Genomic DNA, 23,899 nt, shown 5'->3' with positions numbered 1-23,899 from the left:
CATAAATGTCTGTCAGCACCAACTATCAGATGATCAGCGGCCTGTCGGAAGTGATCAAAAATTATGATGCCGTGATCCTTGATCTTTGGGGCGTGGTGCATGACGGGGTGACGGCCTATCCCAATTCAATCGCCGCGATGCAGGCGCTTAAAAAGGCGGGGGTGCCGGTTGCGCTTTTATCCAATGCGCCGCGCCGGTCCAGCGTTGTGGTCGGACGGATGGGGGATATGGGCATTGCGCGGGATCTTTATGGTCCGGCGGTGGCCACCGGCGAGATCGCCTATACACAGCTTTTGGCCCGCAGTGACCCGTGGTACGCCAAACTTGGCCGCAAGGTGATGCGTGTTGGGCCGGTGCGCGATATGTCGATGTTTGAAGGCCAGGATGTTGAGGTCGTCAAGACGGTCGAAGACGCCGATTGGCTTTTGGTGACCGGGCCAAATGACGATTATGACGCGGTATCAGTTTACGAAGATTTGCTGCATGCCGCCAAGGCACGCAATTTGCCGATGCTTTGCCCAAATCCGGATCGGGAAGTGATCCGTGGCGGGGATCGCATTATTTGCGCCGGGGCGATTGCCGGACGGTACGAAGAATTGGGCGGTGATGTTCGCTGGGAAGGCAAGCCACTGGCAAGTGCCTATGATTTCTGTTTGCAGATGTTTGATAAAGGACCGGATGCAAAGCTTTTGGTGGTGGGCGATAGCCTTTCGACCGATGTGGCCGGATCAAACAATGCCGGGCTTGATATCGCCTTTGTCACCGGCGGTATCCATGCCGAGGAACTGGACGCACCGCGCGGGACGTTGCCCGATCGTCGGAAGCTGGATGATCTGCTGCGCGTGACAGGGCGGCAGATTACCTATGCGGTTGGGGATTTTTGTTGGTGACATATGGCCTGTGAGGGGCTGATGGCGTGGATTGATGCAGATAATCAATCCGGGGTGCATTGGGTCAATCCGTTTCCAATCATGTCTTGAACGCCGAGGATCACACGCTCTGCGGGGAGTGTTGGATAAGTAGACTGCACGCGCCCGACAAGCTCTGACGCGGAAATCGGGTGATGTGCCAGATCAATGATTTGATCAACCACCTGTCGGGGAATGAACACAGTCTGACTGCGTTCTTGGTGTATCGCCATCAACATGCTTTCCGGGGGAAGAGAGACAGGGGTTTGGCGTCGTTGCCAGAACGGAGCTTTCGCAAAACGGTTTTCCATGCTGTAAATTTGCCAGCGTGTACGGAGGTATTGGCGAAAATCACGAGCGATTGCTGTTTCGTATGCTTGGAAAAGATGGCCTTCGCCGTGAAGACGGTCGGATGCGACACGCGCAGCCTGTATGCCTGTTGCAAGAGCATGTGGAATTCCACCAGATGACAATGGATCGAATGAGGCCGCAGCGTCGCCAGTCGCAATGATCCCGGTGCCGGATGCGGGAACGAGGCAGGCGGAAAACGCCGGATCAACACGTATTTCAGCCACTGCATTTGGCAGGTTGATAAGCCTGGAAATATGGTGGGTCTGTTTGAGTCGGGCAAACCACTTATCGGGTTCGGAAAGTTTCCGCTGGTGAATGATGTCTGAGTCGCTCATGAAAGAGATAGCAACGCGTCCATGTGGTACCGGAGCGGCGTACCACCATCCATCGGCGCATGTTTCGACCGTCGTGACTGCTGCGGTTGGTTGATGTGATACGGCCGGGAGCAGAGTACTTGCACCGACCAGATCATCATGACGATGATGTAAAGAATCATTCCACCGCGATGTTCGCCCCCCAGCATCAATCACCACGCGTGCATTCAAGTGACGATCGGTTCCATTTGGTTGCCGAAGGGTGAGTAGATAGCCGTCGTCTGTTTTGTTGATGGAGTGGCAGCGTGTGTTTCGAAGGAGTTCACCGCCACGCGCTTCAACGAGTTCGGCCATCATCCGTTCAAATCTATTTCGATCAATTGCCCATCCGTGGCCATGAACGTTAAAAATGAAATCGAAAGAGGCCAGTTCGCTGCTTCCCCAAGCTGCTTGATTTCCCCATGTCTCGACCGGGCCCAAGTTGGAAAAACTTTCCCATATGGTTAAATAATCAAGCAGGTTCCGCACACCCGGAGACAGAGACTCACCAGCTTTCAGCCGGTTGTAGTCGCCAGATTCTGCGACCAGAACGGAAATATCTGTGCGTTTGAGGAGGGTAAGGGCGGCCGAAGTGCCTGCCGGGCCGCCCCCTATGATAGCGACATCGACGCACGGAACGGTATCATCGATGGTGTTGCTCATGTTTTATTTGCCTTTAGCCGCAAGCTCGAGGTTATAGGCATTGTTCATTTTGAACTGTGCAAGTTGTCCAAAGTTTCGCTCTGTTTCGACAATATAGGGTGTTTCCTCGCTACCTTGATTGACAACGAAGCCAAGCATGAACCAGTTGCTGATCATGTCTGCTGGCGAGAGGATGCCTCGTTGGAATTCGACATTTTGTCCCGCGGGGACAACAGGTTGCCCATCAACCTGACTGACATAGGCATCAAGCACCTGATCTTGGGGGGCTATTGCGCCAGTTGTGATGTTGAACGGGCTCTGCGGGGGCCACCAATAGACATAATATGTTGGCGGAACTTCAATACCGGAGCCGTCCGCAAACTGGTTAACGTTGATATTGGAAATGTTGGGGGTCTGGACCGTGCATTCCTGAAAATCGGCCATCCATGGAATGGCCATCCGCTTTGTCAGGTCGCCCGGTTCACATCCAATTTTGCGTCCATTGTCATCGAGTGCCGTTTCGTTGCGGGTTTGAATAGATAATCCCTGTTTGCGATAGTGTCCCTGCATCTTTGCCTGACTGAGATGCGAATATGCCAACATGATATGAAACGGTTTATCGTAAATATTTGGGCTTCTTACGCTCCAGGTTACTTCGATCCCTGGTGAAAAAGGCCCGCCGACGCAATTGCTTGAATCCGCGAGAGCGAGTGGCGACACAAGTGGTTGATCCGGTGCGTGATGATGGTGATGGTAATACTGATGACACGCGGATCCAGACTTGCGCGGGTGCTTTGATGTGGACTTGAAATGACCTTTTGCCCATTGATAGAGGAAAAAGTACTGGGTCGGCGTAAGTGTCAGGAATTTATATATTGGTCCGCTATTTGTTACTGAGTTATCGCCCGAGTTCAGCGGCATCATGGGCTGCCCGTTACGTTCAAGTTGCGCCGGGCCATGTTCCATTTGTGAATAGCACGCGTCATAGTCTTTGGGGAGAAGCGGGACGCGGAAATATTTGAAATAGGCCAAGCGGCGGGCTTCGTTTTCTTTGCTTTTGTCGCGCATATCAAAAGATGGGTGCGCAAATTCATCCATTGTCGGGATATTTGCGACCCATTTGTAGCGTGCAAAGGCATCTAGAATGGGTTGAATATGCGCTTCGAAGTTAATTTCGTATTCTGGATTGAAGCCGTAAAGAGGGCAGTAGCTGCCAATGTCAGCGAAGTATTTTTTGCTGTTTTTGGCGGTGTGCTTTGCCGGGTCGAACAAAGATGGCTGTGCATCGAGGTTTCGCACAGCAGTGTCATACATGGTGTCGGCCAGTGTGATTATATTTACAACTTCGGGCACATATTTTGGGCTTCCGACAACAAGCCAAGCGGGTTCCGGGGAAATTTTTGTACCATCTTTGAGCGTGATTTCCGCACAAACAAATCCATCCGAAACATCATCCCAATATCCGGGGGCGCCGCGGAATGAGGTAATGCTGCCGCCACCCGTTACCTTGCCAAAGCCACCAAGAGCAATAAGGTTGCCGTCGGAATCTGTTTTAAGTTCGCCAAGGACATCAATTTGTTCGCCGCCAGCATCGACAGGCGGGAACGAGCCTTTTGGGTAGTCGTCAGGTATATTGTAGCGTGAAAACTGTATGCTCTGTTCTTTGCCGGAAATCGAACGAGGGCCAGGGTCAATGATCAGATTCTGACGATCGGTTGAGTCTAGCGTATCTGGATTGTTAACCGGAATATGTTGGTTCTCGTAACTGTTTTCCGGCCCGAATTCCAAATCTCCTTGCAACTCGGCAAAGGTGTACCAAATCGGTTTTTTGTTGGCGATGTGCACGGTCCATTCAATCGAAGCGATATCGTCGCTGTCGAGATTGATTGGTTTTGGGGACGCACCGTCAGTTGCAACGATCTGAAATTTGGTTGCCTGACGCTTGATGCGACCGACTGAGTCTTTGAATGCGCTAACAGGTACAGTCTTGTTTTTGTTGTAGGAGGCATTTCCCTGAGCATCACATTCAATCGGTAAACCGCCTGTTGCAGCAGGGGACAGATAAAAGTCTGTTGGGCTGTTTCCCAGTCGGGCTACGCCAACCTTCGGAAAGATTTCGTATTTCGATTTCATTGGGCCTCTCCACAACGGCTTTAATTTTTACGTGTATATCGGAAACTTTATATTCCTTTAAGTTGATATAGCCGTATGCGGGGGTCAAGTTAAAAATTGTTGTAATTTAAATTTAAAGTGTAATTTTATGCGAAAACTACACTTTTTGGTTGGGTTCGGGCGGCCGGAATTGTTGAATTTTTTCCAATGATGACGCCGGAAAAAAGACGTGTGGCCTCAGGTAAGCAGTTCAGTGGGGATTGCAGGGGGCCTCGATGATATGGTTGTTCCAAACAAAAACGCCGCCCGAATGATCCGGCGGCGTTTTGTGTTTTGGGACGCAAGGTTTGGGGTGATCAGATCGCAGCGGCGCGGTTGGCTTCGATGTAAATCTCGCGCAGGCGTTTGGCGATCGGGCCGGGTTTGCCGTCGCCGATTTTGGTGCCGTCGACTTCGGCGACCGGGCAGACAAAGGCCGAGGCCGAGGTTGAGAAGGCTTCTTTGGCGTTTAAGACTTCATCGACCGTGAACAGGCGTTCTTCGACTTTAAGCTGCAATTCGTCGGCGCATTTCAAAACCGCCTTGCGGGTGATGCCGTGCAGGATGTCGTTGGAAAGCTGGCGGGTGACGATGACGTTATCTTTGGTCACGATATAGGCGTTATTTGACGAGCCTTCGGTGATGTAACCATCAAGTACCATCCATGCATCATCGGCCCCTTTGGCGGCGGCTTCGGTTTTGAGAAGCGACGCATAGAGAAGCTGAACGGTTTTGATGTCAGACCGGCGCCAGCGCACATCCGGGTAGGTCAGGATTTTCTGGCCGCGTTCGGCAAGGGCGGATTTGATCAGTGATTTGGACTGCGTGAACAAAACCAGCGTTGCCGGGGTATCCTTGTTGATCGCGAAATCACGATCCCCGGCCGAGCCGCGCGAGACCTGAAGATAAACCAGACCCTCGGTCACATTGTTGCGTTTGACCAGTTCGCGGTGAACCGCAAGCAGTTCATCAATATCGGGAACATAGGTAAAGCCCAGTTCCGAAAGCGAGCGGGCAAGACGGGTCATATGGCCGTTAAAATCGATCAGTTTGCCATCCAGAACCGAGGTGACTTCATAGACGCCATCGGCAAACAGGAAGGAACGGTCGAAAATCGAAATCGTGGCTTCATTTTCCGGCACATACTGGCCGTTCACATAAACAGTACGCATGTCATCTTCCTGTCGAGCTGTCGAGGTTGGAAACGGATCGGGCGGTGCGAGGGTGATCGCATTCGCGCATTGGAGCCGTTAAACTGTATGACAATTCGATAGCACAGCTATGCCCCTTTTGTCGCGTCGCGCTTTGGTTGTTGCGCCTAAAAGGTGAAATGTTGCTTTGGTCAGGGGGTAATAACCGGATGTGTTGTTGTGATGGCCGGTTTTTTGGGGGTTTTGTCGCATAAAATTCGATAGGGTTTAAAGTGCGGGATGACTGATGCGGATGTGATCCCAAAACAAAACATGCCAAGAAGCAGCAAATAACGAAGAAGGGGCATGTGACCTTCGCGCGTGTAGGAGCCTTTTGGGGCAGGGGATACGCCAAAGGCCGCAAGCATGTGACTTGCGGCCTTTGAGTTTGATGCGCCGGGTAGATATTAAGGTGCAAACGGCGCGGAAGGTTTCGGTGGGGCTGTTGATACCGTCCGGTTATGCCGTTTTGGCGGTGTGTGGTTCGCTTTGCGGTGGCAGGCGCAATTGGGTTTTGGTGTCAAAGACGTGGATTTTTTCCATGTCAAACGTGATGTGGATGATGCTGTCAGCGGCAAAATCCGGACGATCAAGGGTGAAGATCTTGACCGGGTTACCCGCCAGCGACACATGAACAAGGGTTGACAGGCCCATCGGTTCGATCAGGTCAACACGGGCAGGAATGCCGCCTTTGTCATCGCCGACAATGCCGATATGTTCGGGCCGGGCACCCAGTGTCACCGCCTGATTGGCGGTTGCCCCCTGTGCAGGCAGCACCGGGATCAGGGCACCATCGGCAATGCGCACCCCGGCATTGCCATTGGCCGCGATTTCATAGGTCCCTTCAAGGAAGGTCATCGCCGGTGATCCGATGAAGCTGGCGACAAAGATATTCGCCGGGCGATCATAGATTTCAATCGGGGTTCCGACCTGTTGGATGATGCCGTCATGCATGGCGACAATCCGATCGGCCATGGTCATGGCTTCGATCTGGTCATGGGTGACATAGACCGAAGTTGCGCCAAGGCGACGATGCAATTTGCGGATTTCGGAACGCATCTGTTCGCGAAGCCGCGCATCAAGGTTTGACAGCGGTTCATCAAACAAAAACGCCTGTGGTTTGCGGACAATTGCGCGCCCCATCGCCACGCGCTGGCGCTGCCCGCCCGAAAGGGCCTTGGGCCGACGTTCCAAAAGCGCGCTTAGGCCAAGGATATCTGCGACATTGGTGATCGCATCCGTGATCTTTTCCTTGGCGGTTTTGCGCAATGTAAGCGCGTAGCTCATATTTTCGGCGACCGACATATGCGGATAGAGCGCATAGGATTGGAACACCATGGCGATGTCGCGGTCTTTGGGCTGTAATTCATTGACGATTGTGCCGCCAATTGAAATATCGCCCGATGTGATGTCTTCAAGCCCGGCAATCATGCGCAAAAGCGTTGATTTGCCACAGCCCGACGGGCCGACCAGAACGATGAATTCACCATCCTGGATATCAAGGTCGATCCCGTGCAGGACATCGACCGCGCCATAGCTTTTGACGGCATTTGCAATTTCTATAGAAGCCATTTTGGTCCTCTTATCCTTTTACCGCGCCAGCCGTCAGTCCCTGCACCAGATAACGCTGGATCAACAGGAAGAACGCGCAGGCCGGGATCAGGGCCAGCACACCGGCTGCCATCATCTGACCGAAATCGACACTGAATTTTGAAACGAATGACAGCAGGCCAACCGGGAAGGTCGATGCCGCGTCACTGCTGACCAGCATGAGGGCGAAGAGAAGCTCGCTCCAGGCGGCGGTAAAGACAAAGCCAAGCGTTGCCGCGACCCCCGGAAGGGTCAGGGGCAAAATGATGCGCCGGAAGGCTTGGAACCGCGTGTTGCCATCGATCATCGCGGCTTCTTCGAGGTCCTTGGGAATGCCGTCAAAGAACGACTGCATCAGGAAGGTCGCGAAGGGCACATTGAACGCCGTATAGACGATGATCAAACCGGTCAGGCTGTCGGTCAGGCCAAGCGGGGCCAGAATTTTAAAGATCGGCGCAATCAGCATCACCAGCGGGAACATCTGGGTGATCAGCATCAGGGCGACGATGATCACCTTGCCGCGAAAGGCAAAGCGCGAAAACGAATAGCCGGTGACGGCGGCAACCATGGTGGTGACAATCGCCGTGGTACCCGCAACGATCACGGAATTCATGAAGTAATGCGGAAAGTTGCTTTGGGTCAGGACGAAGGTGTAATTTTCCCACGTTGTCCGCGACGGCCACATCCGCACCCCTTCGGTATACAGGATGTCATTTGGTGTCACGGAAACCTTAAGCAGCCAATACAGCGGAAACAGCGCAAAGACGACAAAGGCGGCAATCATCAGGTAATGACTGCCCCAATAGATCGCCTTTTGGGTCGGTGAATTTCCGGAAAGGTTCATGTTATCTGTTCCTGATCCTAACTATCGGCATGCGTCATGGCGCGACGCAGCGCAATCACACCCAGCGCATAGGCCAGCAACAAGACCAGCAGCACAGCGGCAATCGCCGAGGCATAGCCGAAATCAAGGCGGCGGAAGGCTTGGGTGAAGATATAGGAGGCAACGATCTGGGTTGAATCGGCCGGGCCGCCATTGGTCATGACGACAATCAGATCGGCAAAATTGGCAATCCAGATGGTGCGCAGCATCAAGGTGATCGCAATGGTCGGTGCGAGGAACGGCAAGGTGATGCTGATGAATTTCTGACGCGTAGTGGCGCCATCAATTGATGCGGCCTCGTATAATTCCTTGGGGATGGATTGCAGGGCGGCCAAAAGTGTGATGGCAAAAAACGGAATGCCAAACCAGATATTGGCGACAATCGGCCCCCACATCGCAAGGTCCGGATCGGACAGGATGTTGAACGGTTCATCCATCAGGCCAAGGGCGGTAAACCAATGCGGCAACGGTCCAACCACCGGGTTGAACATCCAGGCCCAGTTAAGCCCGGATAAAAAGGTCGGCACAGCCCAGGGAAGAAAGACCAAAGCCTGAATGAGCCGACGTCCTGGGAATTCCCGGTTAAGTAACAGGGCAAGGATAAGGCCAAGCGTGAACTGGAATAACAGGGAGCCGAAAGTCCACCACGCGGTATTGGCCAATGCGCCAAAAAACGCATCATCGGTCAGCAGGGTCTGGAAATGGGCCATGCCGACAAAGCCGCCGCTAAACGGATTGAGAATCCGAATATCGCGGAAGGCATAGCTTAGCCCCAGAATAAGGGGCATCAACATCACCGCAATGATCAGAACCAATGCGGGGGAAACATAAAGATATGGTTCGAGAATGCCGGACAGTCTTCTTGAGATTACTCCCCGCCTTGCGACGGGGAGTTTTCCGGCCTGCATTGCAGTGCTCACTGATTTGCCGCCATCCAGTTTTTCTGTGCCGGGCTTAGGTATTCAGCCCACTGGGTTGCCAATTCCTTGGCCGTGATCCGGCCCAGCATGGCTTCCTGACTGGTGCGGATGACGATGCTGTCCTTGAAGAAGGCGAATTCTTCAAGATGGGTTGGCATGACGGTCGGATGGACATCCGGATCGGATAGTTCTTTGAACCAACCGGCGAATTGCGGGCTGGCAAAGAACGGATCGCTTTCAGCGCCGTTATGGATCGGAAGCGCACCGATGCGTTTGTTCCAGGCAAGGTTGCTGTCTTTGGAGGACAGATGGGACAGAAGGCCCCATGCCTCGTCCTTATGTTCGCTATCGGCAAACATTGACCAGCCAGCATAACCGATGGTCGGAAACGCTTTGCCCGACGGGCCTTTTGGCATGGTGGTCACGCCGAAATCTTCTTCTTTCATGCGGCTGGCAATTGCGATCAGGGCATCGGGATCCTGATCAAGCATTGCACAGGTGCCGGAATAGAAACCGGCGACGATTTCGTTAAAGCCCCAGTTCAGGCTGTCTTTCGGGGCCAGGCCGTCTTTGTAAATATCGACAAGATATTCTAGGCCCGTGGTCCAACCTTCGGAGTTAAAGGTGCTGTCGCCGTCTTTGGTGAAGAAGTCGTTTGATCCGGCCGCTGCCGCGCCAAACATCACCCAGCCATTGAGGCCGCCGGGGCCGCCGCGCATGCAATAGCCGCTTTTACCCGGAAGGGCGGAAACTTTTTCCGCTGCGGCACGGAAGTCTTCAAGCGTTTTGGGAACTTCGGTAACACCGGCTTCCTTGAACAGCTTTTTGTTATAGAACATCGCGCGCAGATAGAAGCCATAGGGCATCATATAGGCGGTATCATCGGCAGAGCGGGCAAATTCAATCGCCCGATCATTCAAGGTTTTGGCGCCATCCCAATCCTTAAGATACGGCTCCAGACTTTCAAGCATATGGTTGTTGGCATAAAGGGTCAGCCAGGTATCGGGCATTTCCACCAGATCGGGCGTCTGGCCCGCGGATACCATGGTGGCGAATTTTTCAAACGCCTGACCCCATGGCAGGGAGGTGATTTCCACATTCACACCGGGATGGGCGGCTTCATATTCGGCCACCAGCCCCTTAAGGGTTTCGGTGCGTTCCGGGCTTGTGATCACTTCAACCAGCTTAAGCGTGGTATCGGCATAGGCCTGGCTTGTCAGTGCGAGTGATGTCACACCTGCCAGAAGTGTTGTTTTCCAATTCATTGTGAAGTTCCCTGTTTTTAAAGAGTATTCTTACTTCAGGCTCGCCCCGATTGCCTGTGTCAGGTCGGACCAAAGGTCGTCCGGGCTTTCGAGGCCGATATGCAGGCGGACCAGATTTTCGGGCACGCCAAACCGCAATGCCGAATTGGGTCCGCCGACTTGTGCGCGCGTCACCAGTGCGGGCACAATCAGGCTTTCGTGTCCGCCCCATGACACGCCGATCTTGAAGATGCGCAATGCATCAACAAAGGTCGGAATGTCGATATTCGGGGAAAACTCGAACGAAAACAGACCGGATGATCCGGTCAGGCCGGGGGGCGTTTGCCCACCCAGACGCGGATGGTGAACCGCGATGATTTCCGGGTGATCCGCCAGATTTTGGGCAATGATCAATCCCGATCTTTCATGTTCGCGCATACGGGCCGAAAGGGTGCGAAGCCCGCGCAGCAACAGCCAGCCGTCAAAGGCCGAAAGTTTGGCGCCCAGATAAGGCAGGATGGTGGATCGGACATTGCCGATGAATTCGGATGATCCGGCAATCACACCGGCGACAACGTCGCTATGCCCGCCAAGATATTTTGAGGCGGAATGGATCACCACGTCACAGCCCAATGTGGCGGGCTGGCAAAAGATTGGCGAGGCCCAGCTATTGTCGATCATCGATACCGCACCGGCTTCGCGGGCGATTTTGCAAAGGGCTGCGATATCATGGGTGTGGAAAGTCCAGCTTGTCGGGCTTTCGAGATAGAGGATTTTCGCCCCCGGAATGGCGGCCTCGACCGCGGTCGGATCGCGGCCATCGACATAATCGACCGTGACATTCATATCGCGCAGGAACATTTCGAAAAATCGAAAGGCATCGGGATAAAGATGTTCGACCGCGACAATACGATCCCCGGGCCGGACCACAGACAAGACGGCAGATGAAATGGCGGCCATGCCACTGGCAAGGCCAAGGGCGTCGTCGGTTTTTTCTAAGGTGGCGATCTTTTCCTCGAACGCGCGCACCGTCGGGTTCAGGCCACGGGAATAAACCGGCCGGTTTTTGCGCCCGGCATAGGTTTCGACCATTTCGGCGAAGTTTTCGAACACGAAAAGCGAGTTCTGAAAAATCGGCGGCACGACCGCATTGGCGAAATGACTTTCGTCATAGGCAAGTTGGGTGGATTGCGCGAGGGGGGCGTGCGGTGTTTTGCTGTTTGCGGGTTTATCTGAATTACTGTTGTTCATTGGACATTCTCACGATGTCGTTTTCGACAATTTCAAGGATGGCAAGCGTGTGTTGACGGGCGGATTCAGGATCGCGCGCGACAATGGCGTCAAACAGCATGCGGTGAAATTCAAAGGAATCCCGGGCGAAATCCGACCGGTTGAATGGTTTGGCAAAGAAGCTTTCGAAGGTTTCGCGCATCTGACCCAAAAGCTGTTCGAATAAGGGATTGCCCGACGCCTTGTAGATCGACAGGTGATAAACGAGGTCGGCCTGACCGGCGGTGCCAAATTCAAGATGTTCGGCCTCCATCGCGTCAAGGGCGGTGCGCATATGCGCGATGTCTTCTTGGGTTGCGCGCTTGGCGGCCAGCATGCTGGCTTCGACTTCTAACCCGCGCCGGACTTCAAGGGTTTGCAACAACCCGTCGCGCTGGGTCGCGATGGAAAGCGGCATGAACAGGGTTTGTTCGCTGACCGGGCGTTTAAGGTATGTGCCGGACCCGCGTTTGATTTCGACAATGCCCAATGCCTGCATATGGCCAATCGCCTCGCGGATGCTGGACCGGCCAACTTTAAGGCCTGTCATCAATTCGCGTTCGGGGGGGAGTTGGTCGCCGGGTTTCAAATCCGATTGCACGATGAATTGCGTCAGGGATTGCAAAATCGCATCGCGACGCCCCGACGTTTCGATTGGTCGAATAGTGGCACCCGCTGCTTGCGACACATCACACCTTTATCTGATTTCAATCCGCCTGTTTATGACCCATTTATTTGGTCGGTCATCAGACGTCAGACCAATTTTGGAATTGAATCGGTTCAAGTCAAGCGGAAAAGAAACCATGGATGATGTTTTGCACCTGCGAATGGGCCAAAACCCGTTAATAGACAGGGGTTTGGGGCCATTCGGCGCGGATCATCTTATGCTGCATTTTTTCGGTGTTTTGAAAAATTTTCGGGAGCTACGCCAGAAAACGATCTGGAATCGGCACTGGCATGCATGACAGTGCAGGCGGTTTTGTGTCGTTCCGCCTTAATCCTGTGCCTTGGTAAAATCGATGGGATCAATAGCGCATTACCAAGCCGTATTCTTCGACCAGCCGGGCGAAAGTACCGTTTTGTTTGACTTTTGTCAGGGCTTGGTTGAAGCGCTTTAACAGGATCTGGGTTTCGGGATAGTTTTTCGATGTCATCAGGTGAAGAGTGCCACCGTCGACCAGTGGTTTATCCAGCGTATAGAAATTTTTTGCGATATCAGGCGGGAAAAGCTGTTTGATCAGGTGCCAGCCCACAGTGGTTGCCGCAGGAACAAGGTCAATCCGCCCCAGTTTCAGGCGCCGGAAATTCTGGTTTTCGGAAAGGGCATAGTCGACATCCATTGATGCTTTGTCAAAAAGCGGTTCGTAGTAGTAACCTTGAATGCCGCCGATGCGCCATTTGCGCAGATCCGTTAGCTCATCATATTCAAGAGGCACTGTTTTATCCGGTGCCTTGTCTGGCGTCCGATAGGCAAAAAAATGTGAGTCGGAAGTATAGATCTGGTCGGAAAACAGATATAACTGATCACGTTCAGCGTTTCGGGTATAGGGGATTGCCCCCCAAATATTCAGGTTGGTGACTTCCTGTTCGCAGCGCAGCCAGGGCATCAGAACAATCTTGAACTCGATCCCCATTTCAGTGCCGATTTCATCAAACAGAGCGGGCAGGAAGCTTTTCTTGACGTCTTCATTGACGTAGGGCGGATAGATGTTTGTTGCGATGATCAGTGGCTTTTGCGCATGCACAAGCGTTGGTGCAAGTACCATTAATAGAATAACCAACGTAATTCTGCCGCAAGCTGCCATGGGATCCTCTGTTCCTTGATCTGTCATGATCATATGGATAATCAATCACAGATTTACAGAGGGGCAGGCAAAGAAAGCGATCTGACCGGTGATAAGCAGAATGCGCACCGCATTCCCCATGCGGTGCGCAAGACAGGCAATTGTTGAGGGCGGCGGGGATACTTATTTTGCGGTGGCGGCTTCGATGATCAGGTCGGCAACTGCGTCAGGATTTGAAACCATAACCACGTGGGATGCGCCGTCGATGGTGACGGTTTTGCGTGAATTGGCGCGTTCGGCCATGAATGTCATGGCAGCGGGCGGGATGTTTTTATCGGCGGTGCCAAAGATGTGAAATGACGGCAGGTCTTTCCATGCGGCATCGCCGGATGGCTCGTTCAGGGCAAAGTCGGTGACCGGGCGCTGGGCCGTTGCCATCAGACGGGCTTTATCAGCGGGGAGATCGGCGGCGAACTGGGCATGGAATTTGGACGGTTCGATGTAAAGGTCGTTAACACCATTGCCGAGCGGGATGGGAGTTGCGAGCGCTTCGCCCAATGTGCCGCCGGGGAATTTTGCCGCCAGTTCGGCGATGGTTTCACCCTTTTCCGGGGCGAAAGACGCGACATAGACCAGCGATTTGACATTGGCAGCACCCTTTGCGGCGTTGGTGATGACCGGCCCGCCATAGGAATGGCCGACCAGAACAATATCACCGACAATATTGTCGATCAGCGAACGGGTATAACTGGCATCGCCAGATACGCTGCGCAGCGGGTTGGCGACGCTGATTACCGGGTAGTCATCAGATTGCAGGATCGTGGCAACGCCGTCCCAACTGTCGGATGCGGCAAAGGCGCCATGAACCAGAACGATGGTTGGTTTTGCCGTGTCGGTGGCAAAAGCCGGTGATTGTGCCGCCATCAGGCCGAATGCAACGGCGGTGGCCGCCAGCAGATTTTTCACGTTGAGCATTTCATCTTCCCTTTTCCCGGTTTCGCCGGTGATCGGCAAAACGGTGTTGCGATGAAATGGTTGTAGGTTTGGAGATTTACTATCGCAATAATTAATCGTGTACGATTTAATCACGAAAGATCACATGAACGTGAGAAGGCAACCCGGCCTGGGCCCTGAGCCTGATTTTACAAAGCCGGGTTTGGTGCAGGTTCATCATGGGGGCTATCGACTTGGGACTATCGGGACTGTCGGGACTATCGGGGCTGCCAGATCGGTGATCCGGGTTTTGGGCGTTGTCAGGCTGGTTTATTGCTTATCCCCGCGTTTGGTCAGGTCACCCAGATAGGCCAGAAGATCGGCGATGGTTTCCGGGGTAAATGAAAATTCCGGCATGGTCAGTTGATCATGGGAAACTGTGATGCCTTCGGCCAGGGCCTCTTCCAGATTTTCCAGCGGCCAGCGTTGCCCGAAACTGGCAAGCGGGGGCGGGGTGGTGAGGGCCGGGTCAGGATGGGGATCACCGGCAAATTTATTATGGCAGCGCAAACAGGTTTGTTCCGCAATTGCCTTGCCGCGCGCAACAGTGCCGTGTTCTTCGCCGCGATGGGCCAGTTGATTGCTGACGAAAAAGAACGTGGCGGCAAGTGCCCCGCTTGCCAATACGACCATGCTGCTTTTGCGCATTATCCCCGATCCTTCTGTTTTGATCTTTTGCCAAGTTGGCGTGCCTTACCTCTGTCGCTAACAGGTTTGTGCGCGCAGGCCAAGTATCCCTTCGATCCGTAGGGATATATCATAACCCTGATTGATAAATGATTTCGCTTGTTTGGGATGAATGCGGGTGTGATTTTAAGCGAAAGAACAAGGTACGATTGCATTGTGACGGACCGTGCGCAAAAGATATTGATAATTAGTCTCAGTATCTGATAGTCACATCATTGACGCGTAATATCCTTGTTTACGCCGGTCCTGAGGGAAGTATGCCTTTGCCCGGAAAACCAGCCGCCCTTGATCTTTTTGTGTCCCATCGTTCTGCGCTGGTGACTTATGCGCGCAGCATTATCGGTAGTTCCGGTCAGGCCGAAGATCTGGTGCAGGAAGCCTGGTTGCGCTTTGACGAAGCATCGCGGGGCCGGTTTATCGAAGATGCCACCGGGTATCTGTATCGCATCGTTCGCAATCTGGCCCTTGATAGCAAACGACGGCTGGTGCGCGAAAACCGCGTGACGGCAGCAGGCGATTATGACGAAGCGGTTCGCGTTTCAGCCGATGCCGCGCCGAACCCGGAAACTGTCGCCCTTTACAAGGATCAATACGCCATTGTGGCGGCCGCGCTGGCCGAACTTCCGGAACGAACCCGGCTTGCATGCGAAATGCATCGTTTTGGCGGTGCGAAACTTCGCGAGATCGCAGAGTTCCTCGATATATCGGTGCCACTTGCGCATAAGCTGGTGGCCGACGGGATTGATCATTGCAAGCAGCGACTGGGGCAGGCATGAACCGGGTTTGGAAAATTTATAGAAAAGTACCCGGCCAATGCGTTTAGTTATTGTAGCGCGTTCAAGGTCATGCCCGTTGACCGGGATTTTCACGCCATCTGTGCTTGGCACCGTTCAGGGATAAGAGAGACGCATGGCAGGCACCACTGACCCGATCCGGGCCAAGGCATCAAAGGAAGCGACCGATTGGTTGATCCTGTTACAGGACGCGCCCGATGATCGCGATATCCAGACGCAATTTGCGACATGGCGTGACCGTGACCCGGTAAATGCACAGGCGTGGGATGCGACGGTCAAGGCGGCTGATATGATGGCAGGTGTCTTGCCGATCTATGCCGATCGCTGGCAACCCGCCGTTGCCGGAATGCGCGCCAAAAACGGCGATGGTGTTGGGGATGGCAGCGCGCAGCGGGTGGGCGCTGATCATGTTGTGGATCAAACCCAAAACCAAGCCCGCCCTGCTTCTTCTTTTGTTCGATCATCAACGGCACCTTCACGGCGTTCACCGGTTGCACGGCGGATCGGACGGCGGCAATTGGTTGGGTTTGGCGGCATGGCGATTGCGGCATCGCTTTTGGCATTCGTCATGGCACCGAAAATCGCCACCACGTTACAGGCCGATTATTCAACCGCAACCGCCGAGGTCCGGACCATCACGCTTGCCGATGCCAGCACCGTGACATTGGCGCCTGAAAGCGCCATTCGGGTGCGGTTTGATACCGGTATGCGCCATATCGATTTGTTGGAAGGCGAAGCCTTTTTTGATGTTACCCCCAATCGGGAACGCCCGTTCCGGGTTTCAAGTGATGCGGTTGACGTCACTGTTTTGGGAACCGGATTTGACGTGCGCCGCGAACCGGGCGGAACGGATGTGACGGTCGAACATGGCTTGGTACGGGTTGATCTTGACGGGGCGATACCCCCGGTATCCGAACTTTTGGAAGTCGGGCAAACCGCCCGTGTGACATGGCAGGGAAATGTCACACGCAACGACGTGCCGGTTGGACAGGTGGCGGCATGGCGACAGGCGCAATTGATCGCACAGGATCAGCCGCTTGGCAGTGTGGTTGATCAGGTGCGGCGGTATTACGGCGGGACAATCATCGTGACGGATGGTGGTCTTGCGGCCCGCCCGGTGACCGGGGTCTATAATCTTGCCGATCCGGTTGCGGCATTGCGCGGCATTGCGCGCGCGCAGAATGGCGTTGTTCGCCAGATTACCCCCTGGGTTCTGGTCGTTTCGGCGTCTTGAAACCGTTTTCAAATAGCGGTTTGAAAAAATCCGAAACTTTTTTTGAAAAAATCCTTCGGGGCAACGTTTTGTGAAGTATGCGCGAATGAGAAGCGTTTTTATTTGCATTCGCAAACAGGCATATGACCCAAAACGGAGAGTTTGAATGACCAACCGGGGGACAGCGACACGGCAAAACCGCAGCAAAAAGACGGTTTTTGCAGGTGCGTTGATGATGACGACGGCACTGGTGCCGATGTTGATAGCCAATCCGACGGCGGCGTTGGCCCAAAGTCAGGCACAGACAGCAGAAAACGCGGCGATGCGCGAAGTTGCGCAAAGCGGGGCCGGGGCCCTTGGCACGACACATGATTTCAATATTTCGGCCCAATCCATGACCAGTGCGCTTGTTGCGTTTGGTCAGCAATCGGACCTTCAGATTACGGTGGATGGCGCGATTGTTCGCGATATTGCAGCCCCCGGGGTGAACGGCACCTTGACCGGGCAGCAGGCACTTGACCGTTTGTTCGCCGGAAGCGGTTTGACCTATACGATTTCCGAAGATGGCACTGTGGTGGTTGAAAAGATCGCTGAAGGTGCGGCAACGGATGGTGATGTGCTTGATCCAATCCGGGTCGAAAGCAATGTCGAACAATCCTATGGCCCGCTTGGCCCGACAACCGACAGCTTTGTCGCCAGCCGTTCGCGGACCGCCTCGAAAACCGATACGTCGATCTTGGATGATTCAGCCGCAGTTTCCGTCGTGACCCAGAAGGAAATGGAAACCCGCAACGTTCAGGATGTGCAGCAGGCGGTGGCCTATACAGCAGGTGTGCAGGCAGGAGAATACGGGTCGGATGTGCGGTATGATTATGTGCGTCTCAGAGGATTTTATTCCTCACTGTCGACATATCGCGACGGGTTATCGTCACGGACCTATAACTTCACAACGGCCCGTCAGGAACCTTATGGCCTTCAGCAGGTCGATATCCTTAAAGGATCGACTTCCAGCCTGTTTGGCCTGAACGGGCCGGGCGGTTTGGTGAATCTGGTGACCAAGCGCCCACAGGATCAAGCTGGTGGCGAGGTTTTTACCACTTTTGGGGATAATTATCTGCGGGGCGGCGGCGATGTGACCGGACCGGTTGCGAAAGACAGCAATTGGACCTATCGCTTGACCGGGCTTTGGCAGGATGCGGAGCGTATTCAGGACTATTCGCAGGATGATCGCATTTATGTTGCGCCTGCCTTTACTTATAAGCCAAAGGCCGGAACGGAACTGACGATCCTGACCAGCTATAGCAACCGTGAAAGCAATTTGGGTTACGGTTTCCCGGCTGGAATTGAAACCAGCCGCGATGCCTTTTTCGGTGAACCGGATTTCAACAATTTCGATACCGAAGAAGTCAATCTTGGGTACGAGTTTTCCCACAAGATTACCGACAAGCTCGAATTTCGGCAGAATGCGCGCTACACCCATGTCGATCTGGATTACGAGACGGTCTATCTGAACAATACGACGCCGCTTGGAAACCGTACGGCATATGCGCTTTATGGCGAGCTTGACCGCTTTGCTATCGACAATCAGATGCAATACGATACCTCGTTGAATGAGAATCTCGACAGCAAGACGCTGGTGGGGATGGATTTTAACCGTGACCAGAACCGTGAACAAAGTGCTAGCGGGACGGCATCTCCGATTGATCCCTACCATCCGGTTTATTGCGGGCGATCTTGCGTAAGCCTTGGTTCTGTGACGGACACGGAAATCACGCAGGCGGTTTATGGGCTTTATGGGCAGGAGCAATTAACAATTGCCGAGGACTGGATAGCGACGGTTGGCGGGCGTTTTGACTATGTTCAGAGCGATACAGATACGATTAGCAGCGGCACAGTTGAGGAACGCGACGACCATAAATTCACGTCGCGTTTAGGCCTGACCTATAAAGCGACGGATGAGATTTCTGTTTACGGAAATTATTCGGAATCCTTCCAGCCGGTCTATTCCAGTACCTCTTCCCTTCCGGGCGGTGCCAAACCACAGGAAGGCACGCAATATGAGGTTGGCCTGAAATATCAACCAACCGATTTTGACGCATTGTTCACCGTTGCCCTCTTTGATCTGACGCAAGAAAACGTATCGCAGTGGGACGAAAATTATACGACCCACCGTCAGATTGGCGAGATCAATTCGCGCGGGGTCGAGTTTGAGGGCAAGATGTCGCTTGATGAACGCACCAATCTGACGCTGGCCTATACCTATCTTGATGCGGAAATCAAAGAAGAAGTCATTACGGCCAATATCGGCAATCGTCCGGCAATGGTGCCCGAACACACTGCATCGGCATGGATGGATTATACCATTCCCGAACATGGTGTGTTTGGTGATCTGACCTTTGGGGGTGGTGTGCGATTTGTTGGGTCGCGTTACAACAATGATGCCAATGCTGATTTGCTTGGATCGAACACGGTGGTGGATGCCATGGTGAATTACATGGTGACTGACAATGTTAGCCTCGCAGTCAATGCCACCAATTTGTTCGATCGGGAGTATGTATCGTCCAATACTTTTGGCAGCCGCTTTTATGGCGATGGCCGGACCGTTCTGGCGACGTTGAAATACGCTTGGTGACGGGCATTTTCGTCTGATTGTCTTGATTTTGACGGCCGTGTCCTTTGGGGCGCGGCCGTTTTGTTTTGGGATTGGGCGGGGGGATGTGCAAAATCCAATAGCCTGTCGCGGGTTTGTGATTTGCCAGTTGGCGGGGATTGCAGAAAACTTTGCGCAAGCGTTGTTGAAGCCACGGGTTTTTCGCCCCGGATAATTCGAAACAGGGAGCACATCATGACACGTTTAACGGCCAAAGATTTCTCGCCGAAACTGCTTGAGCTTTATGATTTCTATGCGCATGGGATCATTTCCCGGCGGGAATTTCTTGACCGTGCCGGGAAATATACCGTGGGCGGTGTGACGGCGGTGTCGGTTCTGGCATCCCTTAGCCCGGATTACGCCATGGCAACACAGGTGGAATTTACCGATCCCGATATCGTGGCCGAATATATCACCTATCCGTCGCCGAACGGCCATGGCGAGGTGCGGGGGTATTTTGTGAAACCGGCCAATACCACTGGCAAGTTGCCCGGTGTGGTGGTTGTGCATGAGAACCGCGGGCTTAACCCCTATATCGAAGATGTGGCGCGCCGGGTTGCCAAGGCCGGGTTCATTGCGCTGGCCCCGGATGGTTTGACCTCGGTCGGGGGATATCCCGGCAATGATGATAAGGGCCGGGATTTACAAAAACAGGTCGATCCGACCAAGCTGATGAATGATTTCTTTGCCGCCATTGAATTTTTGACCGCGCATGAAGCCACCACCGACAAGATCGGCATTACCGGGTTTTGCTATGGTGGGGGTGTCGCCAATGCGGCGGCGGTGGCCTATCCCGAATTGGGCGCCGCCGTGCCGTTTTATGGCCGTCAGGCGGATGCCGCCGATGTGCCGCGCATTCAGGCACCGTTGCTTTTGCAGTATGGCGAACTTGATGAACGCATCAATGCAGGCTGGCCGGAATACGAGGCGGCACTTAAAGCCCATAACAAGGTTTATGAGGCCCATATCTATCCGGGTGCAAACCACGGATTTCATAATGATTCAACGCCCCGCTATGATGAAGAACAGGCTGAACTTGCCTGGGGTCGTACCATCGCGTGGTTCAATAAATATCTAAGTTGATTCTAGGGCCATTTGGCGTGAATTTCATCAATCATATAAACGTGGCGGTGGCTTGGAGAGCCGTTTAAATGGGGGTGATCGGCGGGCAGATTATCGTGCCGGTGTTCGATTTCGTCATCCGCGCCCGATGGCCAAAGAACATATCCCGCCACGATTGCGATCAGTGCGATGCCTGCAAAAAGCGCAAGTCCAGCCTGGAATCCTGATTGTGAGATAAACCAACCTGCCAGCGGATAGGTAAACAACCAACAGGCATGAGACAACGAGAATTGTGCTGCAAAAATTGACGGGCGACTTTGTTCATGGGCGGATTTTCGCAGCAAGCGGCCCGATGGCGTTTGGGTTGCAGAATAGCCAAAGCCGGTGATGAACCAGATCATGAGCAGCATGGGCCAATTCAGGTCGCTAAATTGCAAAAAGAAGATCAACCCAATAAACGCGGTTGCGCCGATCACAGCGCCTGCAAACATGATGGTGCGTTCTGTGACATGCCTTAAAAGCGAAGGGAGAATAAACGCCGCCAACATAGACCCGCCGCCAAATGCACCGAGCGTTACGGCGACGGCACTTTCGCCAAGGGATAGTGTTTCGCGAACGATGATGATCGTATTTACCAACACCGGAGCGCCAAGTGCCGCAACCGCAAGATTAAGCGCCATTAGGCCACGCAGACGCGGGGTTTGAAAGAAAATGCGGGTGCCGCGGAACAGGCGTTTGCCGAAATTATCGACCATCGCCAATGCCGGAGCGGGAAGGGTAACGCCCATGATTAGGGCCGCCGAAAGGGCAAAGCCGACGGATGTTCCGGCAAAAAGCACATTAAATGACATTGCCGAAAGCAGAAGCGTTGCGATCAAGGGGCTTATCAGGTTTTCAAGATCATACGCCAAGCGAGAGAGTGATAGCGCCTTGGTATAGCGTTCCTCGTCTTTCAGGATGTCGGGAATGGTCGCTTGAAATGTAGGGGTAAAGGCGGCGGATGCGCTTTGCAGTACGAATATCAGAACATATATCTGCCAGATTTCGGTTACCAAGGGCAGCATCGCGGCAATGATCACCCGAAAAAGATCAAGTCCAATCAAAGCAGGTTTTCGCGCATGCGCGCTGAGAAATGCCGCCGCAAACGGGGAAACCCCGACATAGGCGATCATTTTGATGGCAAAGGCAGTTCCAAGCACCATCCCCGCATCTGGACCAGCCAGATCGAAAGCGAGAAGTGACAATCCGATCGTCGCAAGCCCGGTGCCGAGCAGGGACGAAATCTGTGCAAGGAATAACCTGCGATAGTTGCGATCAGAAAGGACGGACGTCACAGAAGGCATGGTGACACTCTTTGCTTGCAGAGATTACAACCTTTTGAGAAAGACGGGTTTGGAAAGAAAAATATAGGGTTTTGGTGCAAGGGGCGAGAATCTCCCGCCCCCTTTGATCCAAGTTTTGGGGGCTATTCGCGGAACTTTTCGCGGGCAGGGGCACCACCACGCCCGCGTTTGAGGCTGGGCAGGGCCAGCATCGCCAAAACAAACAGGCCGGTCGCCAGTTTCAGATCGGGCGGTGGCATGCCCGCCGCCAGACAAAGCGATACCAGTTGGTAATAGATAATCGCGCCGACAAAGGGCGCGAGGAGTTGGCGGAATACGCTGTGTTTGCCGACAATGGCTTCGCCGATCATGAGCGCCGCCAAGCCGTTGATCAGGATGCCAAGGCCCATATTCACATCGGCAAAGCCCTGTGACTGGACCATCAACGCGCCGCTGGTCGCCGAAAAGGCACTGGCAAGGCCAACGCCGCCGATGGTTGAAACCCAAACGGAAATGCCCTGTGCCTCGGCCATGGCCGGGTTGGCACCAACGGCCCGCATGGCGGTGCCGCGTTCGGTTTTGAAAAACCAGTTAAGGGCCAGAAACACACCGGCTCCGATAATCCCGGCAATGATGATCTTGCTGGCCGGGAAGCCCGGTGTGACAAAGGGGGCCCAGTCAAAGACCGAACCGGTGCCAAAGATCGACAGGTTGGATTTGCCCATGATGCGCAGATTGATGCTGTAAAGCATCGTCATCATCAAGATACCGGCCAAAAGCGTATGAATGCGGAACCGCAGATGAATGAAAGCGGTACAGCAACCGGCAGCAAAGCCGCAGAGCAAAGCCGCAATAATTGCCAATGCCGGATTAACCCCGGCGGCGATCAGCATACCGCAAACGCAACCGCCCAGCGGATAGGCGCCCTCGCTGGTCAAATCAGGGAAATGTAATGTGCGGAACGGGATCATGATGCCCATGACGACAAAGGCCAAAATCAGGCTTTGGGCCAGTGTGACCGGGAATAACGCGACATAGCTTGTGAAGGTCGAAGAGATAAATTCCATCATCGATCAGGCTCCCAGCAACATGGCGTCAGACTTGACCGAGAAATGATCAACAAGGGTTGCGACCGTGATATTGGTCTTTTCATCGTCGCCAATCTGAAGCTTGACCTTGCCAGCATCGAGCATGATCACCCGATTGCCGTAATCGACCGCGTGCTGCATGTTATGGGTTACCATGAGCGTGGTTAGTTTCAGGGCGTCAACGGCGCGGATCGTGGCATTCAGGACAAGATCGGCGGTGCGCGGATCAAGGGCCGCGGTATGTTCATCGAGCAACAGCAAATCGGGCGATCCACCAACCGCCATGATCAGCGACAAAGATTGGCGCTGTCCGCCGGAAAGCAGTTCAACCCGCGTATCAAGCCGGTCTTCAAGCCCCAGCCCCAGCATCGACAGGCGTTCTTTGTAATCCGATAGCCGTTTGGCATTGAGGCCGCGCGCGAAGGTGCGGCTTTTGCTGCGCAGTTCAGCCAAAAGCATGTTTTCGGCGACGGTCATGCTGGCGGCGGTGCCCAGCATCGGGTCCTGAAATACACGCGCAATGCGCATGGCACGTTTATGCACGGGCGTATTGGTTACATCATCGCCATTGATCAGGATATGCCCGCTATCAAGCGGCATGGCACCGGAGATGGCATTTAACATCGTGCTTTTACCCGCCCCGTTCGATCCGATAACAACGCCGAATTCGCCGGTTTGCAGGGTCAGGTCAAGGGCATCAAGCGCGACTTTTTCGTCCGCCTGACCTTTGTAAAACGTTTTTCGTGCAGATCGAATTTCAAGCATCCGCATCCTCCGTAAAGAAATATTGGCGCCCCCCCCGGAT

General features: G+C 53.8%; 20 protein-coding genes. 5 read left to right on the top strand and 15 right to left on the bottom strand.

What is annotated here, in order from left to right; translation table 11 throughout:
- The first annotated feature begins 5 nt into the window (after window positions 1-5).
- Entirely contained in the window at window positions 6-890 is an 885-nt protein-coding gene (locus TALK_RS12805; RefSeq protein ID WP_085619468.1) for a TIGR01459 family HAD-type hydrolase, read from the top strand.
- A 44-nt stretch (window positions 891-934) separates the two neighbouring features.
- Here TALK_RS12805 and TALK_RS12800 read toward each other — a convergent pair whose 3' ends face one another.
- The 12 genes from TALK_RS12800 to TALK_RS12740 form a co-directional block, all read right to left on the bottom strand.
- The gene (locus TALK_RS12800) at window positions 935-2,275 is read right to left on the bottom strand and encodes a tryptophan 7-halogenase (protein ID WP_085619466.1); all 1,341 of its coding nucleotides are present in this window, start codon (window positions 2,273-2,275) and stop codon (window positions 935-937) included.
- A 3-nt stretch (window positions 2,276-2,278) separates the two neighbouring features.
- Window positions 2,279-4,387 (bottom strand): CTQ-dependent lysine 6-oxidase LodA, encoded by a 2,109-nt coding sequence (gene lodA / locus TALK_RS12795; protein WP_085619464.1) that lies wholly within the window; start codon window positions 4,385-4,387, stop codon window positions 2,279-2,281.
- Window positions 4,388-4,722: 335 nt separating this feature from the next.
- Window positions 4,723-5,577: a D-amino-acid transaminase gene (locus TALK_RS12790; RefSeq protein ID WP_085619462.1), complete on the bottom strand. Its 855-nt coding sequence runs from the start codon at window positions 5,575-5,577 to the stop codon at window positions 4,723-4,725.
- Window positions 5,578-6,054: 477 nt separating this feature from the next.
- Window positions 6,055-7,167, bottom strand: coding sequence for an ABC transporter ATP-binding protein (locus TALK_RS12780; RefSeq protein ID WP_085619458.1), 1,113 nt, complete (start codon window positions 7,165-7,167; stop codon window positions 6,055-6,057).
- Between the two features lie 10 nt (window positions 7,168-7,177).
- On the bottom strand, window positions 7,178-8,029 hold the full coding sequence (locus TALK_RS12775; RefSeq protein ID WP_085619456.1) for a carbohydrate ABC transporter permease: 852 nt from the start codon (window positions 8,027-8,029) through the stop codon (window positions 7,178-7,180).
- 17 nt (window positions 8,030-8,046) lie between these two features.
- The gene (locus TALK_RS12770) at window positions 8,047-8,856 is read right to left on the bottom strand and encodes a carbohydrate ABC transporter permease (RefSeq protein WP_245829875.1); all 810 of its coding nucleotides are present in this window, start codon (window positions 8,854-8,856) and stop codon (window positions 8,047-8,049) included.
- Between the two features lie 128 nt (window positions 8,857-8,984).
- On the bottom strand, window positions 8,985-10,253 hold the full coding sequence (locus TALK_RS12765) for an ABC transporter substrate-binding protein (protein ID WP_085619452.1): 1,269 nt from the start codon (window positions 10,251-10,253) through the stop codon (window positions 8,985-8,987).
- Between the two features lie 30 nt (window positions 10,254-10,283).
- Window positions 10,284-11,483, bottom strand: a complete 1,200-nt coding sequence (locus TALK_RS12760) for a PLP-dependent transferase (RefSeq protein WP_085619450.1) — start codon at window positions 11,481-11,483, stop codon at window positions 10,284-10,286.
- Window positions 11,470-12,189, bottom strand: coding sequence for a FadR/GntR family transcriptional regulator (locus TALK_RS12755; RefSeq protein WP_085619448.1), 720 nt, complete (start codon window positions 12,187-12,189; stop codon window positions 11,470-11,472). The genes TALK_RS12760 and TALK_RS12755 overlap by 14 nt, the downstream gene beginning before the upstream one ends.
- A 337-nt stretch (window positions 12,190-12,526) precedes the next feature.
- Window positions 12,527-13,267: a substrate-binding periplasmic protein gene (locus TALK_RS12750; protein ID WP_139833820.1), complete on the bottom strand. Its 741-nt coding sequence runs from the start codon at window positions 13,265-13,267 to the stop codon at window positions 12,527-12,529.
- Between the two features lie 201 nt (window positions 13,268-13,468).
- Window positions 13,469-14,260 carry an alpha/beta fold hydrolase gene (locus TALK_RS12745; RefSeq protein ID WP_085619644.1) on the bottom strand — a complete coding sequence of 264 codons (792 nt, stop codon included), beginning with the start codon at window positions 14,258-14,260 and terminating at the stop codon, window positions 13,469-13,471.
- Between the two features lie 288 nt (window positions 14,261-14,548).
- Window positions 14,549-14,926, bottom strand: coding sequence for a c-type cytochrome (locus TALK_RS12740; protein WP_085619444.1), 378 nt, complete (start codon window positions 14,924-14,926; stop codon window positions 14,549-14,551).
- 296 nt (window positions 14,927-15,222) lie between these two features.
- Here TALK_RS12740 and TALK_RS12735 point away from each other — a divergent pair, with 296 nt between their 5' ends.
- From TALK_RS12735 to yghX, 4 genes are all read left to right on the top strand, one after another.
- A complete protein-coding gene (locus tag TALK_RS12735; RefSeq protein WP_085619442.1) occupies window positions 15,223-15,741 on the top strand; it encodes a sigma-70 family RNA polymerase sigma factor in 519 nt (172 codons plus the stop codon).
- 133 nt (window positions 15,742-15,874) lie between these two features.
- Window positions 15,875-16,993 (top strand): FecR family protein, encoded by a 1,119-nt coding sequence (locus tag TALK_RS12730; RefSeq protein ID WP_085619440.1) that lies wholly within the window; start codon window positions 15,875-15,877, stop codon window positions 16,991-16,993.
- A 145-nt stretch (window positions 16,994-17,138) separates the two neighbouring features.
- Window positions 17,139-19,604, top strand: coding sequence for a TonB-dependent siderophore receptor (locus TALK_RS12725; RefSeq protein WP_085619438.1), 2,466 nt, complete (start codon window positions 17,139-17,141; stop codon window positions 19,602-19,604).
- A gap of 213 nt (window positions 19,605-19,817) precedes the next feature.
- The gene (gene yghX, locus TALK_RS12720) at window positions 19,818-20,705 is read left to right on the top strand and encodes a YghX family hydrolase (protein ID WP_085619436.1); all 888 of its coding nucleotides are present in this window, start codon (window positions 19,818-19,820) and stop codon (window positions 20,703-20,705) included.
- Window positions 20,706-20,707: 2 nt separating this feature from the next.
- Here yghX and TALK_RS12715 read toward each other — a convergent pair whose 3' ends face one another.
- From TALK_RS12715 to TALK_RS12705, 3 genes are all read right to left on the bottom strand, one after another.
- Window positions 20,708-22,027 carry an MFS transporter gene (locus TALK_RS12715; protein WP_245829874.1) on the bottom strand — a complete coding sequence of 440 codons (1,320 nt, stop codon included), beginning with the start codon at window positions 22,025-22,027 and terminating at the stop codon, window positions 20,708-20,710.
- Between the two features lie 122 nt (window positions 22,028-22,149).
- Window positions 22,150-23,076 carry an ABC transporter permease gene (locus tag TALK_RS12710; RefSeq protein ID WP_211274814.1) on the bottom strand — a complete coding sequence of 309 codons (927 nt, stop codon included), beginning with the start codon at window positions 23,074-23,076 and terminating at the stop codon, window positions 22,150-22,152.
- Window positions 23,077-23,079: 3 nt separating this feature from the next.
- Window positions 23,080-23,859 (bottom strand): ABC transporter ATP-binding protein, encoded by a 780-nt coding sequence (locus TALK_RS12705; protein ID WP_085619434.1) that lies wholly within the window; start codon window positions 23,857-23,859, stop codon window positions 23,080-23,082.
- Window positions 23,860-23,899 lie beyond the last annotated feature (40 nt).

It is taken from the genome of Thalassospira alkalitolerans (assembly GCF_002115745.1).
Lineage (GTDB): Bacteria > Pseudomonadota > Alphaproteobacteria > Rhodospirillales > Thalassospiraceae > Thalassospira > Thalassospira alkalitolerans.
This window is presented reverse-complemented; position numbering and strand designations above follow the sequence as displayed.

Coding starts and splice junctions, on each gene's coding strand:
- TALK_RS12805 (WP_085619468.1), top strand. CDS start 6: ATGTCTGTCAGCACCAACTATCAGATGATCAGCGGCCTGTCGGAAGTG.
- TALK_RS12800 (WP_085619466.1), bottom strand. CDS start 2,275: ATGAGCAACACCATCGATGATACCGTTCCGTGCGTCGATGTCGCTATC.
- lodA (WP_085619464.1), bottom strand. CDS start 4,387: ATGAAATCGAAATACGAAATCTTTCCGAAGGTTGGCGTAGCCCGACTG.
- TALK_RS12790 (WP_085619462.1), bottom strand. CDS start 5,577: ATGCGTACTGTTTATGTGAACGGCCAGTATGTGCCGGAAAATGAAGCC.
- TALK_RS12780 (WP_085619458.1), bottom strand. CDS start 7,167: ATGGCTTCTATAGAAATTGCAAATGCCGTCAAAAGCTATGGCGCGGTC.
- TALK_RS12775 (WP_085619456.1), bottom strand. CDS start 8,029: ATGAACCTTTCCGGAAATTCACCGACCCAAAAGGCGATCTATTGGGGC.
- TALK_RS12770 (WP_245829875.1), bottom strand. CDS start 8,856: ATGCCCCTTATTCTGGGGCTAAGCTATGCCTTCCGCGATATTCGGATT.
- TALK_RS12765 (WP_085619452.1), bottom strand. CDS start 10,253: ATGAATTGGAAAACAACACTTCTGGCAGGTGTGACATCACTCGCACTG.
- TALK_RS12760 (WP_085619450.1), bottom strand. CDS start 11,483: ATGAACAACAGTAATTCAGATAAACCCGCAAACAGCAAAACACCGCAC.
- TALK_RS12750 (WP_139833820.1), bottom strand. CDS start 13,267: ATGGTACTTGCACCAACGCTTGTGCATGCGCAAAAGCCACTGATCATC.
- TALK_RS12745 (WP_085619644.1), bottom strand. CDS start 14,260: ATGCTCAACGTGAAAAATCTGCTGGCGGCCACCGCCGTTGCATTCGGC.
- TALK_RS12740 (WP_085619444.1), bottom strand. CDS start 14,926: ATGCGCAAAAGCAGCATGGTCGTATTGGCAAGCGGGGCACTTGCCGCC.
- TALK_RS12735 (WP_085619442.1), top strand. CDS start 15,223: ATGCCTTTGCCCGGAAAACCAGCCGCCCTTGATCTTTTTGTGTCCCAT.
- TALK_RS12730 (WP_085619440.1), top strand. CDS start 15,875: ATGGCAGGCACCACTGACCCGATCCGGGCCAAGGCATCAAAGGAAGCG.
- TALK_RS12725 (WP_085619438.1), top strand. CDS start 17,139: ATGACCAACCGGGGGACAGCGACACGGCAAAACCGCAGCAAAAAGACG.
- yghX (WP_085619436.1), top strand. CDS start 19,818: ATGACACGTTTAACGGCCAAAGATTTCTCGCCGAAACTGCTTGAGCTT.
- TALK_RS12715 (WP_245829874.1), bottom strand. CDS start 22,027: ATGCCTTCTGTGACGTCCGTCCTTTCTGATCGCAACTATCGCAGGTTA.
- TALK_RS12710 (WP_211274814.1), bottom strand. CDS start 23,076: ATGATGGAATTTATCTCTTCGACCTTCACAAGCTATGTCGCGTTATTC.
- TALK_RS12705 (WP_085619434.1), bottom strand. CDS start 23,859: ATGCTTGAAATTCGATCTGCACGAAAAACGTTTTACAAAGGTCAGGCG.